The following is a 21109-nucleotide window of genomic DNA, read 5'->3' as shown; positions in this document are numbered from 1 at the left end:
CCACGGGGTCATCGAAACCCCGGGGCGGGGCCACAGCTCGCGCGGACGACCAGCTCCGTAGGGATGATCACTCGCACCCCCGGCTCGGGGGTGCGTTCCAACTGGTCCAGCATCAGGCTCAGACAGCGGCGGCCGATCTCCGTGAAGTCCGTACGGACCGTGGTCAGCGGCGGGAGCAGATGGGCCGCCTCCGGGATGTCGTCGTAGCCGATCACGCTGACGTCCTCGGGGACCCGGCGTCCCGCCTCGTGCAGGGCGCGCAGCACGCCCACCGCCATCTGGTCGTTGGAGACGAACACCGCAGTGACGTCCGGGTCATCGGCGATTCCGCGGCCCAGTTCATGGCCCGAGTCCGCGCTCCAGTCGCCGTACAGCGGCTCGTGCGCCTGCGCCCCCGCGTCCTCGAGGGCGGCCCGCCAGCCGTCCAGCCGGGCCTCCGCCGCGATCCAGCCCACCGGGCCCGCGATATGGCGGACGGTGCGGTGGCCGAGGCGCAGCAGGTGTTCGGTGGCCTGGCGGGCGCCGGACGCGGAGTCGCCCGCGACCACCGGGAAGCGGGCGCCGAAGCTCTTGTCCAGCGTGACCATGGGCATCCCGTGGTCGGCCTCGACCAGCGCCTCGCCCACCGAACGCTGTGGCGCGATGGCGATGATGCCGTCCGCGCCCTGGCCGAGCAGCCGGTCGACGGCGCCCCGTACCGCCTTCTGGTCGGTGGCGGTGAGCGCGATCGTGCTGACGAGGTAACCCGCCTCCTGCGCGGCCTCGTTGATGCCCGCCAGCGTGGCGGCCGGGCCGAAGCGGGCCGCGTCGAAGGAGATCACGCCGAGCATCCGGCTGCGGCCGCTGGCCAGGGTGCGGGCGCTGGCGGTCGGGCGGTAGCCCAGCTCCCGCATGGCCTCCCGGACCCGCTCACGGGTCTCGGGCCGTACCCGGGGGTGGTCGTTGAGGACGCGGGAGACCGTCTGCCCGGAGACCCCGGCGCGCCGGGCGACGTCGGCCATCACCGGCCCGTCACCCGCCGTCGCCCGGCGCCGCCGGACCCGCTGGGGCCCGCCCGTCTCATCCTCCGGTTCGCCCATGCGGATGTGCTTCCTCCTCGTACCCCTATGTCCTGGTGCTCCCACGTCTTGTACGTCTCGCCGCATCCCGGCACAACTCATCACCAATTAATGGACAGACGCCGAGGTGGCGGCGGTGGTTGCGCCCCATCGACACCGGCCGCGCTCTCCTAGTACTTTTACCTGAAAGTGCCATAGAGACAGGGGCCTGCCGTTCCTGTTGGCATTCACTTGTTGTGTGCCCTACCGGGGGCGCGCTCATCTGAGTGACGATTGGAGGCAGGGGATGGCGGGTTCCGCATCGGACACGATCGCTGTCGTCGGCGCCGGGGTAATGGGACGCAACATCACCGCACTCGCGCTGGGCCGTGGGGCCGATGTCGTGCTGGTCGATGTCTCGGATGAGGTGCTGGAGAGCGCCCGAGCGGAAATCGCCCAACTGCTGCGGCACGGGCAGTTCATGGGCGCCTTCCCCGACTCCCAGGCCACCGGGACACTCACCACCACGCTCTCCGGCGGCGATGTCGCGGGCGCGGATGTGGTGATCGAGGCGATCACCGAGGACGCCGCGCTCAAGGCACGGGTCATGGCGGAGCTCTCCGGCACGGTCCCCGCCGGGGTCCCGCTGATCACCAACACCTCGGGAATTCCCATCGCCGAACTGGCGAAGTCGGTGCGGCGGCCCGCCGAACTGGCCGGGGTGCACTTCATGAATCCGTCCTATCTCATCGAGATGGTGGAAGTGGTGCGCGGCCCGCAGACCGGCGAGGACGCCATGGCCGCGATCCTGGCCCTGCTGGGCCGGCTGGGGCGGAAGACGGTCGTCGTGCGGGACGCGCCGGGGTTCGTCACCAGCAGGCTGCTGCACCCCATGATCAATGAGGCGGCGCGCATCGTGGCCGAGGGCACCGCGAGTGTCGAGGCCGTGGACCAGCTCATGCACGGCTGCCTCGGCCATCCGACCGGCCCGCTGCGCACCGCCGATCTGATCGGACTCGACAATCTCGCGGACGCTCTTCGGCTACTCGCCGAGCGGACCGGAAATTCCACCTTCGAGCCCTGTGAACTTCTGCTGGAGAAGGTGCGCGCCGGTGATCTGGGGCGTAAGACGGGGCGCGGGTTCTACAACTATGGAGAGGTGCTTTCGTGAGTATGGACCAGGCAGTCACCGCCGAGGCGACCGAGCAGGCGATCACGGCGTTCGTCTCGGAGCGGGTGAAGGCGGAGGTCCCCGCCGACCAGGACCTCTTCGGGTCCGGGCTGGTGTCGTCGATGTTCGCGATGGAGCTCGTCGTCCATCTGGAACAGGCATTCTCCGTGCAGATCCTGGGAGACGACCTCAAGCGGGACAACTTCCGCACCATCGCGGCCATGACCGCTCTGGTGGTGCGGTTGCGCGGCGCCGAGAAGCCCGCCGATGACTGAGCCGCTCGCCGGCGCCCGTGAGATCGTCGACGACCTCGTCGGCGACCGGGCCGCGGAGTGGGACCGCACCGGTCTGATCCCCGACGACGTACTGCGCACGCTGTCCGCTCGCGGCCTGCTGTGCGCCGGGGTGCCGGAGGCGTCCGGCGGACTCGGCGCGAGCAGCGCGGCGAACGGCGAGTTCACCGCGTTCGTGGGCAGCCGGTGCAGCTCCCTGCGGAGCGTGATGACCTCGCAGGGCATGGCCGCGTGGACCATCCAGCGCCTGGGCAGCGCACAGCAGCACGCCGAGTACCTGCCGAAACTGGCCGGGGGTCAGCTCGCCGCCGTCGCGTTCAGCGAGCCGGAGGCGGGCAGCGATCTGTCGGCGATGACCACGACCATCGAGCAGGACGACGACACCGTCGTCGTCCGCGGCCAGAAGGTCTGGACGACCGCGGCCCACTACGCCGACATGATCGTCGTCGTCGGCCGCTATGGCTCCGGGGCGGCCGCCGTCGTGGTGCCCGCCTCGGCTCCGGGCGTCACCGTGACCAGGGTGGCGCAGCCGTCCGGCTGCCGGGCCGCGGGCCATGCGAACGTGACGCTGGACGAGGTGCGGCTGCCCGCCACCGCCGTGCTCGGCGGTGGACAGCCGCTGATGCTCCTGGTGACCACCGCGCTGGCGTACGGGCGGATCTCGGTCGCCTGGGGGTGCGTCGGCATCCTCCGGGCCTGCCTCGACGCCGCCCGCGGTCATGCCCGCACCCGGACCCAGTTCGGAAAGCGGCTCGCGGACCACCAGCTCGTCGCCCGCCACCTGGCGAATCTGCTGACCTCCGAGCAGATCGCCACCCGGGTGTGCGAACACGCCAGCCGGTGCTGGGACCAGGGCTCCCCCGAGATGGTCGTCGCCACCGTACTCGCCAAGCAGGTGGGCGCGGTCCAGGCCGCGCAGGGCGCCGCCACGGCGGTGCAGGTGCTGGGCTCGGCGGCGGCCCACGAGGGCCATGTGGTCGAGCGCGCCTACCGCGACGCGAAACTCATGGAACTCATCGAGGGCAGTACGGAGATCTGTGAGCTGATCCTCGCCGACCACGCCGTATCGATGCCCGCGACATGAGTCGGCGAACCGAGACAAGGAAGAGCCGTGGCTGAACAGACCGCGATCGTCAAGTGTCTGGTGTGGGACCTCGACAACACCCTGTGGCAGGGCACGTTGCTGGAGGACGGGGCGGTGACGCTCCCCGCCCCGGTCAGAGAACTCATCGTCGAACTGGACAGCCGCGGCATCCTCCAGTCGGTGGCCAGCAAGAACGACCACGACCTGGCCTGGAAGCAGTTGGCGGCGCTGGGCGTCGCCGAGTACTTCGTGCTGCCGCGCATCGGCTGGGGTCCGAAGTCCGATTCGGTGCGGGAGATCGCCACCGAGCTGAACTTCGCGCTCGGCACGATCGCCTTCGTCGACGACCAGCCGACCGAGCGGGCGGAGGTCCAGTTCCATCTGCCCGAGGTCCGCTGCTATGACGCCGGGCGACTGTCCGAGCTGTCCGCCCTCCCGGAGTTCAACCCGGCGACGGTGACCGTGGACGCGCGCCGCCGTCGCCAGATGTACCAGGCCGGATTCGAGCGGAAGGCGGCCGAGGCGGAGTTCCAGGGGCCGAGCGAGGACTTCCTGCGCTCGCTGGAACTGGTGATGCGCATCGGCCGCGCCACCGAGGAGGAGCTGTCCCGGGTCGAGGAGCTGACCCTGCGCACCAGCCAGATGAACGCCACCGGTGTGCACTACTCCATCACCGATCTGCGGGCGCTGCTGGCCGATCCACGCCATGAGGTGCTGGTGACCACGCTCACCGACCGGTTCGGGCCGCACGGCGCGGTCGGTCTCCAACTGCTGGAGAAGCACGAAGGCGTCTGGCATCTCAAGCTGCTGGCCACCTCGTGCCGGGTGGTGTCGTTCGGCGCCGGTTCGGCGATCCTGCGCTGGCTCGGCGACCAGGCCGCCCGGGCGGGGGTCCATCTGGCCGCCGACTTCCGGCAGACCGAGCGCAACCGGATGATGGAGATCGCCTACCGCTTCGCCGGTTTCACCGACGAGCCGTGCGACTGCCGGGCCGGGCTGCCCGCGCCCGCACAGGAGGAGATCCAGCGGCTGCATCTGTCCCCGGCGCCCTCCGACCCGCCGCCCACGATGGAGCTGCACGCCGTCAGCCTCCAGGACGTCTGAGCCCGCACCGGCCGGGAGGCCCGCCTCCCGGCCGGTTCCGATGTGAGAAGACCAGAGAAGATGGATGACGCATGGCGAACCAGGTAGGTCTCCCGGCCGCGCTCTCGGAGTACATCCGGGAGGTCTCCCTGCGGGAGGACGCGGTCCTGCGGGAGCTGCGCGAGACGACGGCGCAGCTTCCCGCGGGCACCGCGATGCAGGTCATGGCCGAGGAGGGCCAGCTTCTGACGCTGCTGGCCGGACTCACCCCGGCGAACAGGATCCTGGAGATCGGCACGTTCACCGGGTACAGCACCCTGTGCCTGGCCCGTGCCCTCGCGCCCGGCGGACAGCTCGTCACCTGTGACATCACCGACCGCTGGGCGAGCATCGGCGCCGACTACTGGGCCAGGGCGGGCGTCGAGGGGCGGATCGACCTGCGGGTCGGTGACGCGACCGACACCCTCAAGGCGATCCTCGCGGAGGAGGGGCCCGGCACCTTCGACTTCGTGTTCATCGACGCCGACAAGCAGGGCTACCCGCACTACTACGAGATGGCGCTGACGCTCCTTGGCGACCGCGGCCTGATCGTGGTCGACAACACGCTGTTCTTCGGCAAGGTGGTGGACCCCGAGGCGCAGGACGTCGACACCGCCGGGATCCGGGCGTTCAACAAGCTGGTCCACGACGATCCGCGGGTGGAGATGTCGCTGGTCCCCATGGCGGACGGCATCACGCTGATCCGCAAGAAATCGCCCGCGGGTGAGTGAGCGGAGCGACGGCTGAGGCGGGCCGGAGCGTCGGCTCCGGCCCGCCTCAGCCGTCGGCGGGGGCTTTCCCGCTCAGGCCCGCTCAGGTGACCACCCTCGGTATGTACGCCGCGTGGGCCCCGTCGGAGAAGCGGCGCAGTTCGACGCCGTACACCTCGGCGGGGCGGAGCTGCTGGCCGAGGAACGAGATGACCCGGTTGAATTCGGGCGGGAATTGACTGGCCACAATGACCATACGGAGCCTGCCCAGGGCCAGATTCCCCTCGATCGTGCGCAGGAACGAGCCCTGGTCGATCGGATAGCCCATCTCCGCCAGCAATCCCTCCGCGTCGGTGTCCTGCAATTGCGCGGTGTAATCGAGCGAGCGCTGGAGTATGTGGAGCGGCCAGTGCCGGGCCCCGCTGCCCGCGTAGTCGAGAATCTTCGACAGGGCGCTGTGCGCGTTCCAGGTGTCGTGCGGTTCCACCACTTCGGCGAGAATCGGGACACCCGTGGAATCGGCGAACAGATGGGTGGCGCTGAAGGAGTAGCCGTCCGTGTCCGGCATGATGTCCGAGGAGTTCCGGCGGATCAGCAGGAGCGGCGAGCCGGACTCGCGGGCCTGCGCGGCCGTGGACATCAGGTCCGGATAGCGGACGAGAATCTCATGAAGTGGCGGCTCGGGGTGGGCCGCCGAGGGTGTGAGCTGTGAGAGCCCGCTGTCGTTCTGGAGCACGATGCGTCGGTTCCAGGTCTCGGCGCCCGATCCCGGAAGGGACTCGCGCGGGCGGGCATGCCTGCCGGAGGACAGTTGCCCCGGGTCCACCGGCAGCAGCGCCGGACGCTCCATCCAGTTGTCGACCGGGACCAGGCAGGAATTGAGGATGAACGCCAGGGTTTTGTAGGTTCCGGCCAGCGCCAGCAGTTCGAGGATCTGCTCCTCGCTGTACTGCTCGGCGAGCTGCTTCCAGGTGCTGTCCGAGATCGCCGACTTGGTGTGCAGCTCGTCGACCGCCGTGAGGAGCGCGGCCTCGAAGGGTGTCCAGCCGGTGGCGTCCTCCGAGGCGGCGCGGGCGATCTCCGTCTCGGTCAGCCCGACGAAGAGCCCCGCGGCGTGATGATGCGCCCAGACGTACGTGGCCTGTGAACGCCAGGCCGTCCGCAGGATGACCAGCTCGCGCTCGCGAGGCGGGAGGATGTCGCCCGCCACATGAGACATCAGCGGCTGCATCGCGGGCAGCAGCGTCGGGTGGTTGGCGATGGTCCGGTGGACGTTCGGCGGCGGCCGGTCCGCGAGGATCCCGTTCAATGACCGGCTGACCTCCTGGAGGTAGACCTGGCCGGCCGGTGTGACGGCGAAGTCGTCCGCGTCCTGCGGATCGATCCTGGGCCGCATTTCCTCACCCTCGCGCTTGTGTTGTCACGTCGGCGTCTCGACGGACGCGCTGTCGGCTGTCGGGCAGCGGGCAGCTTGACGTTCGGCAGCTCGTTTCGGCCGACCCCGCCCAACAATAGGCGATCGTACGGACTTTCAAACACCGGAGGTCTAGGTGAATTCACAGCAACCTTCGCGTGCCTAAGGTGACGGTAATGACACGGAATGCATCCATGGCAGGGGAAACGGGCGACGAATAGCCCCAAAGGGAGGGTGATGCCGCCCCGCAACGGCCCAGCGATTTCTTCCGACCGTACATGTACTATTTCGCGCATTGTTGATCACGACTTGAACGGCAGTCCGGTGCCGCCGGATTCGCGGAGACCCGGCGTGTGCCAGCACTTGCCTCTCCTGCCGAGCCCGTGAGGACGACGAGTGGGGGAGCGGCACCGTGAGCCGACCTGAGTCCATATCCGCCGGCCGAATCCAGCCGCGGGACGGAGCCATCGCGGTAGTGGGGGTGTCCTGCCGGCTGCCGTCCGCGCAGGATCCCGCGCGCTTGTGGCAGTTGCTGACCGGCGGGCAGAGCGCGGTGGCACAGGTGCCGCCGGGCCGCTGGAGCGACGACGCGGCGGCGGACTCCGGCGAGACCGGGTGGGGCGCCTTCCTGGACGAAGTCGACCGTTTCGACCCCGAGTTCTTCGGGATCTCGCCGCGCGAGGCGCGGGCGATGGACCCACAGCAGCGGCTCGCGCTGGAGCTGGGCTGGGAGGTCCTGGAGGACGCGGGCGTCCTGCCGGCCCAGGTACGGGGCCACGACACCGGCGTGTTCATCGGTGTGACGGCGGACGACTACGGCGTACTGGACCGCCGCAGGGGACCCGCGGCCATCGCGCATCACACCCTGACCGGACTGAACCGCAGTGTGATCGCGAACCGGGTGTCCTACTTCCTGGGCCTGCGCGGGCCGAGCCTGGTGGTGGACACCGGGCAGTCGTCGTCGCTGGTCGCGGTGCATCTGGCCTGCGAGAGCCTGCGGCGCGGGGAGTCGGCCACGGCACTGGCCGGCGGTGTGCAGCTCAACCTGGTGCGCGACAGCGCGCTGGCGGCGGCCCGGCTCGGCGCACTGTCCCCGGACGGCCGCTGCTTCACCTTCGACGAGCGCGCCAACGGATACGTCCGCGGCGAGGGCGCGGGGATGGTGCTGCTCAAGCCACTGGCGAGCGCGCTGGCCGACGGGGACGAGATCTACTGCGTCATCGAGGGCAGCGCGGTCGGCAACGACGGCCCGGGCGCGGCCCTGACCACCCCCGATCCCGAGGGGCAGGGCGCGGTGCTGGCGGCGGCGTGCCGACGTGCGGGCGTCGACCCGGCGGCGGTCCAGTATGTGGAACTGCACGGGACCGGCACCCGGGTGGGCGATCCGGTGGAGGCGGCGGCGCTCGGCGCGGTGTACGGAGCGGACCGCGCCGCGGACAGCCCCCTGCTGGTCGGCTCGGTGAAGACCAACGTGGGGCATCTGGAAGGCGCCGCGGGCATCGTGGGCCTCCTGAAGGTCGTGCTGTCGCTGCGGAACGGCGAGCTTCCGGCCAGCCTGAACTTCGAACACCCCAATCCGCGGATCCGCTTCGACGAGTGGCGCCTGGACGTGGTCTCGGCGACCCGCCCATGGCCCTACCGCGACGGCCGCGCATTGGCCGGAGTGTCGTCGTTCGGCATGGGCGGCACCAACTGCCATCTGGTGGTGTCCGCCACCGAGCCCACTGACATGGGCGCGGGCACGGGGGACGGCGCCCCGGTGGCGGACGGCGCCGTGCCGTGGCCGCTGTCGGGCCGGACCCGGGACGCGCTGCGCGCGCAGGCCGCCCGCCTCGCCGCCCATCTCACGGAGCACGAGCGGCTCGATCCGGTGGACGTGGGCTTCTCCCTGGCCACCACCCGAACCGCGTTCGACCACCGCGCCGTCGTCCTCGCGCCGGACCGGCCGGAGGCCCTGGGCGCGCTGGCGGCGCTGGCCGACGGCGAGTCCGCGCCCGGCGTGGTGCGGGGAGTGGCCGACATCGAGGGCCGGACGGTGTTCGTCTTCCCCGGCCAGGGTTCCCAATGGGTGGGCATGGGCGTCCGGTTGATGGCCGAGTCCCCGGTCTTCGCCGAGCGGCTGGCCGAATGCGCCGCGGCGCTCGCGCCCCATGTGGACTGGTCGCTGCCGGAGGTGCTGCGACAGGCCGAGGGCGCCCCGTCGCTGGAACGGGTCGATGTGGTCCAGCCCGCCTCCTGGGCGGTGATGGTCTCCCTCGCGGCCGTGTGGCGGGCGCACGGGGTCGTCCCGGACGCGGTGCTGGGCCATTCGCAGGGCGAGATCGCGGCGGCGTGCGTGGCCGGTGCGCTGTCGCTCGAGGACGCGGCCCGTGTGGTGGCGCTGCGCGGCCAGGCCATCGCACGGCGCCTCTCGGGGGCGGGCGGCATGCTGTCGGTGGCGCTGCCGCGCGCCGAGGCCGAGGCGCGACTGGGCCGCTGGGACGGCCGGGTGTCGATCGCGGCGGTGAACGGGCCCGGCTCGGTGGTGGTCTCCGGCGAACTGGCGGCGCTGGACGAGCTGCTGGAGGAACTCGCGGGCGCGGATGTGCGGGTGCGGCGGATCGCGGTGGACTACGCCTCGCACTCGGCGCAGGTGGAGCGGGTGCGCGAGGAGCTGTCGGCCGTGCTGGAGGGCATCGCCCCGCGCCGGGCCGACGTGCCGTTCTTCTCCACGGTGACCGGCGAGTGGCTGGACACCACCGGCATGGACGCCGGGTACTGGTACCGCAATCTGCGGCAGACCGTCGCCTTCGAACCGGCCGTCCGGGCGCTGCTCGGCCAGGACCACCGGGTCTTCGTCGAGGTCAGCTCCCACCCGGTGCTGACCCCCGCGGTGCAGGAGGCCATCGACGCGGCCGACGTCCGGGCGCTCGCCGTCGGCACACTGCGGCGCGAACTGGGCGGGATGGACCGGTTCCTGAGCTGTCTGGCCGAGGTGTACGTGCGCGGGGTGCCGGTCGACTGGGCGCGGTCGTTCGCCGGGGCCGACGCCCGTCGGGTGGCCCTGCCGACGTACGGATTCCAGCGGGAGCGGTACTGGCTGCCGGAGCCCGCCGGGGGCGGCGCGGTGCCGGATGCCGCTCCGGCGGCCGTGGCAGAACACGTCACCGACCCGGAACCCGAGCCGGAGCGGGCGGAATCCGGCGCCTCGTGGACCCGCCCCGAGCTGGGGCGGCTGGTGCGCACGGAGACCGCCGTCGTGCTGGGATTCGCCTCCGCGGAGCGGGTGAACCCGGCGCGGTCCTTCAAGGAGCTGGGCTTCGACTCGGCGATGACGGTGGAGCTGGCGACCCGGCTGAAGGCCGCGACCGGGCTGCGGGTGCCCAACACCGTGCTGTTCGACCATCCCACGCCCGACGCCTGCGCCGACCATCTGGCCACGGAGCTCACCGCCCCGCCGACCGGCGACGCGTCCCCGGCGCCCCACGCCGTCCCGGCGGACGACCCGGTGGTCATCGTGGGCATGGCCTGCCGCTACCCCGGCGGCGTCAACTCGCCCGAAGGGCTGTGGGACCTGGTGTCGGGCGAGGTCGACGCCGTCTCCGACCTGCCCGCCGACCGGGGATGGGCCCCGGAGCTGACGGCCACCGGCAGGGCGGGCGGATTCCTCCACGACGCGGACCGTTTCGACGCGACGCTGTTCGGGATCTCGCCGCGTGAGGCGGCAGCCATGGATCCCCAGCAGCGGCTGGCGCTGGAGATGAGCTGGGAGGCGGTCGAACGGGCCGAGATCGCCCCGTCGTCCCTGCACGGCAGCCGCACCGGCGTGTTCATGGGCGCGATGGCCCAGGACTACGGTCCGCGGCTCAAGGACGGCTCCGGCGCCGCGGAGGGATATCTGCTCACCGGCACCTCGCCGAGCGTGCTGTCCGGCCGGATCGCCTACGCCCTGGGGCTGCGCGGACCCGCGCTGACCGTCGACACGGCGTGCTCGTCGTCACTGGTGGCGATGCACCTGGCGGCGCAGGCGCTGCGCACTGGCGAGTGCACCCTGGCGCTGGCCGGTGGTGTCACCGTCATGTCGGAGCCCGGCATCTTCGTGGAGTTCGCCCGGCAGGGCGGTCTGTCGCCCGACGGCCGCTGCAAGGCGTACGCGGAGGCGGCGGACGGCACCGGCTGGTCCGAGGGCGTGGGCGTCCTGGTGCTGGAACGGCTCTCCGACGCGACCCGCGCCGGCCACCGGGTGCTGGCCGTACTGCGCGGCTCCGCGGTCAACTCCGACGGTGCGTCGAACGGCCTGACCGCGCCCAGCGGAATCGCGCAGCGGCAGGTGATCGGCCAGGCCCTGGCCGGTGCCGGACTGACCCCGTCGGACGTGGACGCGGTGGAGGGGCACGGCACCGGCACCCGGCTGGGCGACCCGATCGAGGCCCAGGCGCTGCTCGCCGCCTACGGACAGGACCGGGACCCGGACCGCCCGCTGCTGCTGGGGTCGCTCAAGTCCAACATCGGGCATACGCAGGCCGCCGCCGGTGTCGCGGGCGTCATCAAGATGATCCTGGCGATACGGCACGGCGTACTGCCGCCCACCTTGCATGTGGACGCGCCGTCGTCGCAGGTGGACTGGTCGGCCGGGGCGGTGGAGCTGCTCACCGGGCCCACCCCGTGGCCACCGGCCGAGCGGCCCCGCCGCGCGGGCGTGTCATCGTTCGGGATCAGCGGCACCAACGCGCATGTGATCATCGAGCAGCCACCGCGGGACCGTACCGAGGAGACCGCCGAGCGGCCCTCGGGCGCGCCGCGGTCGCAGGCCGGGCCACGGTCGCAGGCCGGGCCGGACGTGGTGCCGTGGCCGGTGTCGGCTCGTAGCGAGGCGGCGCTGGAGGCGCAACTGGACCGGCTGGCCGCGTTCGTGGCCGACACCGGCGCGGCGGCGGCCGACATCGGCTACTCGCTGGCGACGACCCGCTCCGAGCTGGAGCATCGAGCGGTCCTCCTGGCCGCCACGGACCGTACGGCAGACGGCGACGCGCGGCCCGACGCTCGGCCCGTGAAGGTGGCCGGGGGCATGGCGGGCGACCCCGGCCCGCTGGCGCTGCTCTTCGCCGGTCAGGGCGCCCAGCGGCTGGGCATGGGACGCGAACTGCACGGCCGGTTCCCGGTGTTCGCGGCGGCGTGGGACGAGATCTGCGCGCTGCTGGACGGCGAGCTGGAACGGCCGCTGCGCGAGGCGGTGTTCGGCGACGACGCCGAGCTGCTGAACCGCACCGAGTACGCCCAGCCCGCGCTGTTCGCCCTGGAAGTGGCCCTCTACCGGCTGGTGGAGTCATGGGGGACGGCGCCGGATCTGCTGCTCGGGCATTCGGTCGGCGAGATCGCGGCGGCCCATGTGGCCGGAGTGCTGTCCCTGCCCGACGCGTGCACCCTCGTCGTCGCCCGCGGACGGCTGATGCAGGCGCTGCCCGAGGGCGGCGCCATGATCGCGCTGCGGGCCACCGAGGACGAGGTGGCGGCGCTGTTCACCGGCGCCGAGGACCGCGTGGGACTCGCCGCGGTCAACGGCCCCGAGGCGGTGGTGGTGTCCGGGGCGGCCGACGCGGTCGATGCCATCGCGGACCGGTTCGCGGCCGACGGCCGCAAGGCCACCCGGCTGCGGGTCAGCCACGCCTTCCACTCCCCGCTGATGACACCGATGCTGGACGACTTCCGCGCGGTTGTGGAGGGCCTGGCCTTCGGCGAGCCCCGCATCCCGATCGTCTCGACCGTCACCGGCGAGCGGATCGCCGCGGAGCGGATCCGTACCCCCGACTACTGGGTGCGGCACGTCAGGATGACGGTGCGGTTCGCCGACGCGGTCGGCGCCGCGGCGCGGGCCGGTGCGCACACCTTCCTCGAACTGGGCCCGGACGCCACGCTGTCGGTGCTGGCGCAGGACGCCCTGCCCGACGAGGTGGGTGTGGAGGCCGTACCGCTGCTGGGCAAGGACCGCGGCGAGGAGTCCACCGCGCTTGCGGCGGCGGCCCGGCTGTATGTGCGGGGCGTACCGGTCCGGTGGGCCGAACTGTTCACCGGGACCGGCGCGCGCCGGGTCGCGCTGCCCACCTACGCGTTCCAGCGGGAGCGGTACTGGACCGCGCCCGTCGGCAACGCCTCGGCGGGCGCGGTCCCGGCCGGGCTCGGCGGCGTGGACCATCCGCTGCTCGGTGCGGTCGTGGAGCTGCCCGAGACCGGTGGTCTGCTGTGCACCGGCCTGCTGTCGATGGCGGCGCGGCCGTGGCTGGCCGACCATGTGGTGGCCGGGCGCGTGACCTTCCCCGGCGCCGGATTCATCGAGCTGGCGGTGCGCGCGGGCGACGAGGTCGGCTGTGGTCTCGTCGAGGAACTCACCCTGGACGCGCCGCTGGTGCTGCCCGGGCAGGACGACGACGGCGTACGGATCCAGGTCGCGCTCGGCGGCCCCGGCGACGGCGGCCGACGCACCCTCGCCATCTACGCGCGGCCCGCCGACACGCCGGACGCGCCCTGGACGCGGCACGCCACCGGCACGCTCGCGCCGGGCACGCCTGGTGCCGGTGCCGGTGCCGGGTCGGCGTGGCCGCCCGCCGACGCCGTACCCGTCGACCTCGATGACTTCTACGAGCGGCGGCGCGAGGCCGGGCTCGCCCACGGGCCGTCGTTCCGGGCCGTGCGGGCGGTCTGGCGGGCCGGGGACGAGGTGCTGGCCGAGGTCGTCCTCCCCGAGCACCTCGCCGACGAGGCCGATGCCTTCCGCCTCCATCCCGCGCTGCTGGACGCCGCGCTGCACATCGCGTCGTCGGCAGGGCCGGACGGCGGGCAGTCGGTGCCCGCTCGCTCCGAGGTGTCGACCTGGTCCGGGGTGTCCCTGCACGCCGTGGGCGCGTCGGTGCTACGGGTGCGGCTGCGCGCCACGGGCGAGCACACGGTCACGCTCAGCGCGGTGGACACCGAGGGCCATCCGGTGGTGTCGGCGCGCACGCTGACGCTGCGTACGCCGGACGTCCACACCTCTGGGTCCATGGCCGCGCGGCCACTGCTGCGCCTGGACTGGCTGCCCGCCCCGGTGCCGGACACCGGTGGGCACGGCGACCCCGTGAGCGCCGGGGAGGCGCTGCTGGTCCCGGTCGCCACGCCGGACGGCGTGCCGGTGCCGGAGGCGGTCCGTATGGTCACCGCGTCCGTGCTCGACACGCTGCGGCACCACCTGAACGACGAAACAGGCGAAACAGGCGACGCAGGCGACGCGGACGACACGGACGCGACCGGCGGGAGTCGGCCCGCCCGGGTGGTGTTCGTGACCCGTGGCGCGGTGGCCACCACCCCCGACACGGCCCCTGACGTGGTGGCGGCCGCGGTGTGGGGGCTGGTGCGGTCGGCCCGGCAGGAGAGCCCCGACCGGTTCGTCCTGCTCGATCTGGACCCCGCGGAGACCGGGGATCCGGTGTCGGCCGCCGCCGGGACCCTGCGTGCCGCGCTGGACTGCGATGAGCCCGAACTGGCCGTGCGCGACGGGGAGTTGCTGATCCCTCGGCTGGCTTCCATCGGCGCCCCGGACCCGTCCGCGCCGGGCACCGTATGGGGCGATGACGGCACCGTGCTGATCACCGGCGGGCTCGGTGGTCTCGGCGCGCTGATGGCCCGGCACCTGGTCACCGCGCACGGGGTGCGCCATCTGGTGCTGGCCGGTCGTCGCGGTGCCGACACCGAGGGCGCGGACGCGCTCGTGGCCGAGCTGACCGGGCAGGGTGCGCGGGTGACCGCCGCCGCCTGCGATGTCTCCGACCGCGCCGCCGTGGCCGCCCTGCTGGCGGCGATCCCGGCCGAGCACCCGCTGACCGGTGTGGTGCACGCCGCCGGTGTGCTCGACGACGGGCTGCTCGGGGCGCTGACCCCGGACCGGCTGGACACGGTGTTCCGCCCGAAACTGGACGGCGCCTGGCATCTGCATGAGCTGACGCGTGACCACGGTCCGACCGCCTTCGTGGTGTTCTCCTCGGTGTTCGGCGTCCTCGGCAACGCGGGGCAGGCCGCCTACACCGCCGCCAACGCGTTCCTGGACGCGCTGGCGCTGCGGCGGAGCGCGGAGGGGCTCGCGGGCCTGTCCATCGGCTGGGGGCTCTGGCCGCGGAGCGGCGGTATGTCCGCCGGGCTGAGCGCCGCGCAGCTTCGCAGGATCGCCGCGGCCGGGCTGCCGACGCTCACCGTCGAAGAGGGACTGGCCTGCTTCGATGCCGCGGATGCGGCGGGCGAGGCGTCCGTCGTCGCCACCCGCGTCGACCGGGCCGCCCTGCGGGCGCGTGGCACCGTGCCCGCCGTCCTGCGCGGCCTGGTCCCGGTCGGCGCCGTCCGCCGGGCCGCCGCCACCGGTGGCGGCTCCGGTCCGACGGCCGGTCCGCTGACCGGGCTGACGGCCGACCGGGCCCGGGACACCCTGCTCCAGCTCGTCCGTGAGCAGGTGGGTGCGGTGCTCGGGCTCGCGGGTCCGGCGGCGGCCGGGGGCGGGCGGACGTTCAAGGACATGGGCTTCGACTCCCTGACCGCCGGTCAGTTGCGCAACAGCCTGCGCAAGCGGACCGGCCTGAGCCTGCCCTCGACCCTGATCTACGACCACCCGACACCGGAGGCCCTGGCCGGTCATCTGTGGGCCGAGCTGGGCGGCGGGGCCGACGAGCGGCGGGGGAGCGCCGCACCGGCCGCGATCACGGCGGGCGGTCCCGCAACTGGGGCGGGCGATCAGGAGCCGATCGCGATCATCGGAATGAGCTGCCGTTTTCCCGGCGGGGTGCGCTCGCCCGAGCAACTGTGGGAGTTGCTGACCGAGGGCACGGACGCCATCTCCCCGCTGCCCGCCGACCGTGGCTGGGACACGGGCGCGTACCACCCCGACCCGGAGCGGACGGGCACCACCTACTCGGCGGCGGGTGGCTTTGTCGACGGAGTGGGCGAGTTCGACGCGGCGTTCTTCGGCATCTCCCCGCGTGAGGCGGTCTCGATGGACCCGCAGCAGCGGATGCTGCTGGAGCTGACCTGGGAGGCGTTCGAACGCGCCGGGATCGACCCCGCGTCCCTGCGGTCCAGCATGACCGGCACCTTCGTCTCGGCGACCGCCCAGAGTTACGGCACGGGGGTGTCGGCGGACTCCGACGGCTACCAGCTCACCGGCACGCTCCCCAGCGTGCTCTCGGGCCGTCTGGCCTATCTGTTCGACCTCCACGGGCCGACCGTGACGGTGGACACCGCCTGTTCGGCGTCCCTGGTCGCGCTGCATATGGCGTGCCAGTCGCTGCGCTCGGGGGAGAGCACCCTGGCCCTGGCGGGCGGTGCCACCGTGCTGACCGGCCCGGACCTGCTGGTCTCGCTGAGCAGGCACCGGGTGATGGCGCCCGATGGGCGGAGCAAGGCGTTCGCCGAATCGGCGGACGGCATGGGCATCGCGGAAGGCGCCGGTCTCCTGGTGCTGGAGCGGCTCTCGGACGCGGTCCGCAACGGCCACCAGGTGCTGGCGGTCGTCCGCGGGTCGGCGGTGAACTCCGATGGCGCCTCCAACGGGCTCACCGCGCCGAGCGGGCCCGCGCAGCAGCGGGTCATCCGGCAGGCCCTGGCCAACAGCGGTCTCGCCCCGTCCGACGTCGACGTGGTCGAGGCACACGGCACCGGCACCGCACTGGGCGATCCGATCGAAGCACACGCCCTGCTGGCCACCTACGGCCAGGACCGGGGCGACGGCCCGCCGCTGCTGGTCGGCTCGGTCAAGTCCAACATCGGGCACACGCAGGTGGCCGCCGGTGTCGCGGGTGTCATCAAGATGGTGATGGCGCTGCGCCACGGCCGACTGCCGAAGACACTGCACGCCGCCGAGCCGTCCTCCCGTATCGCCTGGGACTCGGGCGCGGTCGAGCTGCTGACCGAGGCGGCACCGTGGCCCGAGCTCGGCCGTCCGCGGCGGGCCGCGGTCTCCGCGTTCGGCATGAGCGGGACCAACGCCCACGCCGTACTGGAGCAGGCCCCGGCGCCCACCGACCCGGTCCCGGACCCGGTGACCTCCTCGGTCCCGGATCCGGTGTGGGACGGGTCGGTGGCGTGGCCGCTGGCGGGCAAGTCGGCCGCGGCGCTGCGCGCCCAGGCCGCGAAACTGCTCGCACATCTGGACGCCCACCCGGGGGCGCGCCCGGTGGACATCGGGCATTCCCTGGCCACGACCCGTGCCGCCTTCGAGCATCGGGCGGTGCTGGTCGGCCAGGACCCCGTGGCGCTGCGCGGCAGCCTGGCGGCCCTGGCCGAGGGCACCCCGGATCCCGCGGCGGTGCGCGGCACGGCGTCCGAGCGCGGCCCGGTGGTCTTCGTCTTCCCCGGACAGGACGCGGCATGGGCCCAGATGGCGGCCGAACTGCTCGATGTCTCGCCCGTCTTCGCCGCGCGCGTCGCGGACTGCGAGGCGGCCCTGGCCCCGTATCTGGACTGGTCGCCCACCGATGTGCTCCGCGGTGAGCCCGGCGCGCCGCCGATCGAGCGGCGCCCCGATGTGCTCCAGCCCGTGCTGTGGACGGTCATGGTCTCGCTCGCCGCGCTGTGGCGCTCGTTCGGCGTCGAGCCCGCCGCCGTCGTCGGCCACTCCCAGGGCGAGGTGGCCGCCGCCTGCGTCAGCGGCGGCCTGTCGCTGGACGACGGCGCCCGCGTGGTGGCGCTGCGCAGCCGGCTCGTCCATGAGCGGTTGTCCGGACGCGGCGCGATGATGTCGGCGATGGCATCGCCGGAGCGGATACAGGAGTTGCTGGGCGAGGTGTCCGGCGCGGTGTCCATCGCGGCGGTCAACGGACCGAAGACGGTGACGCTCTCCGGCGATCCGGCCGCCCTCGACCAGGTCGAGCGCGGTCTGTCCGCCGCCAGGATCATGCGCTGGCGGCTGGCCGGGGTGGACTTCGCCGCACACTCGGCGCATATCGACGAGATCGAGGCCGAGTTGCTGGAGCTGCTGGCTCCGGTGCGGCCCCGGCCGTCGGAGGTGCCGTTCTACTCCACGGTGACCGGGGGCCGCCTCGACACCGAGAAGCTGGACGCCCGGTACTGGTGCCGGAACCTGCGGCAGACCGTGTCCTACGCCGAGACGATGACCGGTCTCCTGCGCGAGGGCTACGGCGTCATGATCGAGGTCGGCCCGCATCCGGTGCTCGCCGTCGGCACCAGCGAACTCATCGAGACCGCGGGCAGCCCGGCGGTCACCCTGGGCACCCTGCGCCGGGACGACGGCGGCTGGGACCGGGTCCTGCGCTCGCTCGGCGAGGCGCACGCCCACGGCGTGCCCGTCGACTGGACCAGGGCGCTCCCCGGCGGCCGTACGGTGGACCTGCCCACCTACGCCTTCCAGCACGAGTCGTACTGGATCGCCCCCCGCCCGCCCCCCCCCCCCCCCGCCACCTCGCCGGCCGGCACACCGCCGCGGTGGCCGACGAGCCGCTGTGGACCGCCGTGGACCAGGGGGACAGCGCCGCCGTCGCCACGCTGATCGGCCTCGAACCCGAGAGCAAGGGCGCGCTCGACTCGGTGCTCCCCGCGCTGTCGGCGTGGCGCAGGCGGCAGGACGAGCACACGCTGGCCGGCCGGCGGCGCTACCGGACGGTCTGGACACCCCTGCGCGTCCCCACCGGCCCCGCACCGACCGGAACCTGGCTGGTCCTCACCACCGGCTCCATCGACGACACGGATGTGATGGCCGCGCTGACCGCACACGGCGCCCAGGCGCGCCGTGTGGTCCTCGACGGGACCCTTACCGGCCCGGAGGCGATGGCCGCACAGCTCGCCGACGTCGGCCTCGACCGGGTGGCCGGAGTGGTGTCGCTGCTCGCGGCGGCCGAGGACACGGAGAGCGGCGAACCCGCGCTGCCCGCCGGTCTGGCCCTCAGCGTGTCGCTGGTCCAGGCGCTGATGGCGGCCGGGGCCGAGGTGCCGCTGTGGACGGTGACCCGCGGCGCGGTGTCCACCGGCCCGGCCGACCCGGTCCGTAATCCGCGGCAGGCGATGGTCCTCGGACTCGCCAGGACCGCGGCCCTGGAGGCACCGTCGCTGCGAGGCGGCCTGGCCGACCTCCCGGAGCGCCTCGACCCCGAAGCGGCAGGGCGGTTCGCCGCGCTGCTCGCGGCGGACCCGGGGGAGGACCAGGCGGCGGTGCGCCCCTCGGGCGTCCTCGTCCGGCGACTGGTGCGGGCACCGGCACGAGCCGACTCGCCCGGCACCTGGGCGCCCCGCGGCACGACCCTGGTCACCGGCGGCACCGGCGCCCTGGGCAGCCGGGTCGCCCGATGGCTGGCCCAGCAGGGCGCCGAGCATCTGGTGCTGATGAACCGGCGTGGCCTCAAGGCACCGGGCGCGGCCGAACTGGTGGCGGAGCTGACCGCCCGGGGGACGACCGCCGAGGTGGTGGGGTGCGAGCTGACCGACAGGGAGGCCGTGGCCGACGTACTCGACCGGCTCTCGGCGGACGGCCATCCGGTGCGCGCGGTGGTGCACACGGCGGGGACGAGCCCGCTGGGCCCGCTCTCCACGGCGAGCCCCGACCACTTCGCCGACGCGCTGCACACAAAGGTGGCGGGCGCCGCGCACCTCGACCAACTGCTCGACGACACCGGCCTGGACGCCTTCGTGCTGTTCTCCTCGATCTCCGGCGTCTGGGGCATCGGCCGGCACGCGGCACAGGCGGCGGCCAACGCGTATCCGGAAGCGCTGGCATCCCAGCGCCGCGCCCGGGGCGCCCCCGCGACGGCGATCGCCTTCAGCCCCTGGGAGGAGGCGCGCGGGCCGATGAGCGAGCACGACCGCGAGCAACTCCTGCGCAGCGGAATGTCCTTCCTCGACGGCGACCTGGCCCTGGCCGGGCTCGCCCAGGCGCTGCATGAACAGGAGACCGCGCTGACGGTCGCCGACATCGACTGGGACCGCCATCTCCCCGTCATCACCGAGGCCGCCCCCCGCCCGTTCTTCAGCGAGCTGCCGGAGGCGGCGGAGCTCACCGAGCCCGAACCCACCGGCGGACACGGCGACTTCACGGCACGGCTGCGGAGCCTGCCGCCCGCGGAAGCGCGGCGGCTCCTCCTCGACCTGGTGCGCAGCGAGGCCGCGGTGGCCCTCGGCCACTCATCCGGCGAGGCCATCGAGGAACACGCCGCCTTCCGCGACCACGGCATGGACTCGCTCGCCGCCATCGACCTGCGCAACCGGCTCGCCGCCGCGCTGGGCACGACACTGCCCAGCACCGTCGTCCTCACCCATCCCACCCCCGCCGACCTGGCCGGTCATCTCCTCGACCACCTCGCCACGCCGCCGGCCGAGGACCACGGCACCGGCGCCGCCCCGACGACCGACCTGGTCGCCCGCCTCCACCGCGACGCCGTGCGGACGGGCCGCAGGAACGAGGCCGAAACCCTGCTGCTCGACCTCGCCGCCCTCCGGCCCAGGAGCACCGGGCCCATGCCGTCCACCCTGGACCGGCTCACCACCGGCACCTCGGGCACGCGTCTGGTGTGCGTGGCCCCCATCGTGCCCCTGACCGGACCCGACACCTACTTCGCCCTGGCCGGGGCGCTCCCCGACACCTGGGACGTCTCCTGCCTGACGCCCCCCGGCTTCGGCACCGACGAGCCACTGCCCGCCACCCGCGAAGCCCTCGTCGAAGGGCTGGCCCAAGCGGTGACCGCGAGCACCACCGACCCGGTGATTCTCCTGGGCACCTCATCCGGCGGCATCCTCGCTCATGAGACCGCCCGCCATCTCGCGGATCAGGGGGTGCCCGTACGGGCCGTCGTCCTCCTGGACACCTACATCCTGGAATCTCCCGCCGCCCTCGCCCTCCAACCCCACCTGTGGCACGGCCTGTACGAGCGCGAGCACCACACCGACGGCTTCACCGCCACCGACCTGTCCGCCTACGCCTGGATGGAACGGCTCATCCACACCTGGACCCCCGCACCCACGCCCTTCCCGACCCTGCTGCTGCGCGCCTCGGACCCGCTCCCCGCGGCACCCGGGGCAGACCCGGTGCCGCCCGACTGGCAGACGGACCTTCCCCACATCACCACCACCCGCACCACTCCGGGCAATCACTTCACCCTCGTCAACCAGCACGCCCCCACTGCCGCGGGCCACATCACCGACTGGCTCACCGAACTGGGGTGAACAGCCCCTCCGGGCGGGGACGGGGCCGGCCCCCGTCCCCGCCCGTGGTGCGTACGCACCAGGACAGGCGCGTGGCTGGTCCGGGAGCACCAGGCGAAGACGGCGGCGGGAGACG

9 protein-coding genes are annotated in these 21109 nt (G+C 73.1%); 7 read left to right on the top strand and 2 right to left on the bottom strand.

Annotation, left to right across the window (positions count from 1 at the left end):
• Window positions 1–8: 8 nt before the first annotated feature.
• Window positions 9–1079, bottom strand: coding sequence for a LacI family DNA-binding transcriptional regulator (locus tag ACK1X7_RS12525; RefSeq protein WP_413115098.1), 1071 nt, complete (start codon window positions 1077–1079; stop codon window positions 9–11).
• 265 nt (window positions 1080–1344) lie between these two features.
• Between ACK1X7_RS12525 and ACK1X7_RS12520 the strand changes: the two genes are divergently transcribed.
• The 5 genes from ACK1X7_RS12520 (at window position 1345) to ACK1X7_RS12500 (ending at window position 5438) form a co-directional block, all read left to right on the top strand.
• Window positions 1345–2208, top strand: a complete 864-nt coding sequence (locus tag ACK1X7_RS12520; RefSeq protein ID WP_390793848.1) for a 3-hydroxyacyl-CoA dehydrogenase family protein — start codon at window positions 1345–1347, stop codon at window positions 2206–2208.
• A gap of 2 nt (window positions 2209–2210) precedes the next feature.
• Window positions 2211–2483, top strand: a complete 273-nt coding sequence (locus ACK1X7_RS12515; RefSeq protein ID WP_385150779.1) for an acyl carrier protein — start codon at window positions 2211–2213, stop codon at window positions 2481–2483.
• Entirely contained in the window at window positions 2476–3585 is a 1110-nt protein-coding gene (locus ACK1X7_RS12510) for an acyl-CoA dehydrogenase family protein (RefSeq protein WP_385150777.1), read from the top strand. Before ACK1X7_RS12515 ends, ACK1X7_RS12510 begins: the two co-directional genes overlap by 8 nt.
• A gap of 27 nt (window positions 3586–3612) precedes the next feature.
• Entirely contained in the window at window positions 3613–4689 is a 1077-nt protein-coding gene (locus ACK1X7_RS12505; protein ID WP_385150774.1) for an HAD-IIIC family phosphatase, read from the top strand.
• Window positions 4690–4760: 71 nt separating this feature from the next.
• A complete protein-coding gene (locus ACK1X7_RS12500) occupies window positions 4761–5438 on the top strand; it encodes an O-methyltransferase (RefSeq protein ID WP_385150771.1) in 678 nt (225 codons plus the stop codon).
• Between the two features lie 82 nt (window positions 5439–5520).
• On the opposite strand, the gene ACK1X7_RS12495 is transcribed toward ACK1X7_RS12500, so the two are convergent.
• Complete coding sequence (locus ACK1X7_RS12495; protein WP_385149325.1) at window positions 5521–6813, bottom strand: carboxymuconolactone decarboxylase family protein; 1293 nt, start codon at window positions 6811–6813, stop codon at window positions 5521–5523.
• 430 nt (window positions 6814–7243) lie between these two features.
• On the opposite strand from ACK1X7_RS12495, the gene ACK1X7_RS12490 reads away from it, so the two are divergent.
• Window positions 7244–18331 carry a type I polyketide synthase gene (locus ACK1X7_RS12490; protein ID WP_413115097.1) on the top strand — a complete coding sequence of 3696 codons (11088 nt, stop codon included), beginning with the start codon at window positions 7244–7246 and terminating at the stop codon, window positions 18329–18331.
• On the top strand, window positions 18268–20994 hold the full coding sequence (locus tag ACK1X7_RS12485; RefSeq protein WP_413115096.1) for an SDR family NAD(P)-dependent oxidoreductase: 2727 nt from the start codon (window positions 18268–18270) through the stop codon (window positions 20992–20994). The genes ACK1X7_RS12490 and ACK1X7_RS12485 overlap by 64 nt, the downstream gene beginning before the upstream one ends.
• The last annotated feature ends 115 nt before the right edge of the window (window positions 20995–21109 follow it).

The sequence above is a fragment of the Streptomyces sp. CY-1 genome, from assembly GCF_047218265.1.
Taxonomy (GTDB): Bacteria; Actinomycetota; Actinomycetes; order Streptomycetales; family Streptomycetaceae; genus Streptomyces; species Streptomyces niphimycinicus.
The sequence above is the reverse complement of the archived record's forward strand: the minus strand, read 5'-3'. Positions and strand labels throughout refer to the sequence as shown.

Excerpts from the sequence above, each read along its gene's own strand:
- ACK1X7_RS12500 (WP_385150771.1), top strand. The coding sequence starts at position 4,761 with ATGGCGAACCAGGTAGGTCTCCCGGCCGCGCTCTCGGAGTACATCCGG.
- ACK1X7_RS12495 (WP_385149325.1), bottom strand. The coding sequence starts at position 6,813 with ATGCGGCCCAGGATCGATCCGCAGGACGCGGACGACTTCGCCGTCACA.
- ACK1X7_RS12515 (WP_385150779.1), top strand. The coding sequence starts at position 2,211 with ATGGACCAGGCAGTCACCGCCGAGGCGACCGAGCAGGCGATCACGGCG.
- ACK1X7_RS12510 (WP_385150777.1), top strand. The coding sequence starts at position 2,476 with ATGACTGAGCCGCTCGCCGGCGCCCGTGAGATCGTCGACGACCTCGTC.
- ACK1X7_RS12525 (WP_413115098.1), bottom strand. The coding sequence starts at position 1,079 with ATGGGCGAACCGGAGGATGAGACGGGCGGGCCCCAGCGGGTCCGGCGG.
- ACK1X7_RS12520 (WP_390793848.1), top strand. The coding sequence starts at position 1,345 with ATGGCGGGTTCCGCATCGGACACGATCGCTGTCGTCGGCGCCGGGGTA.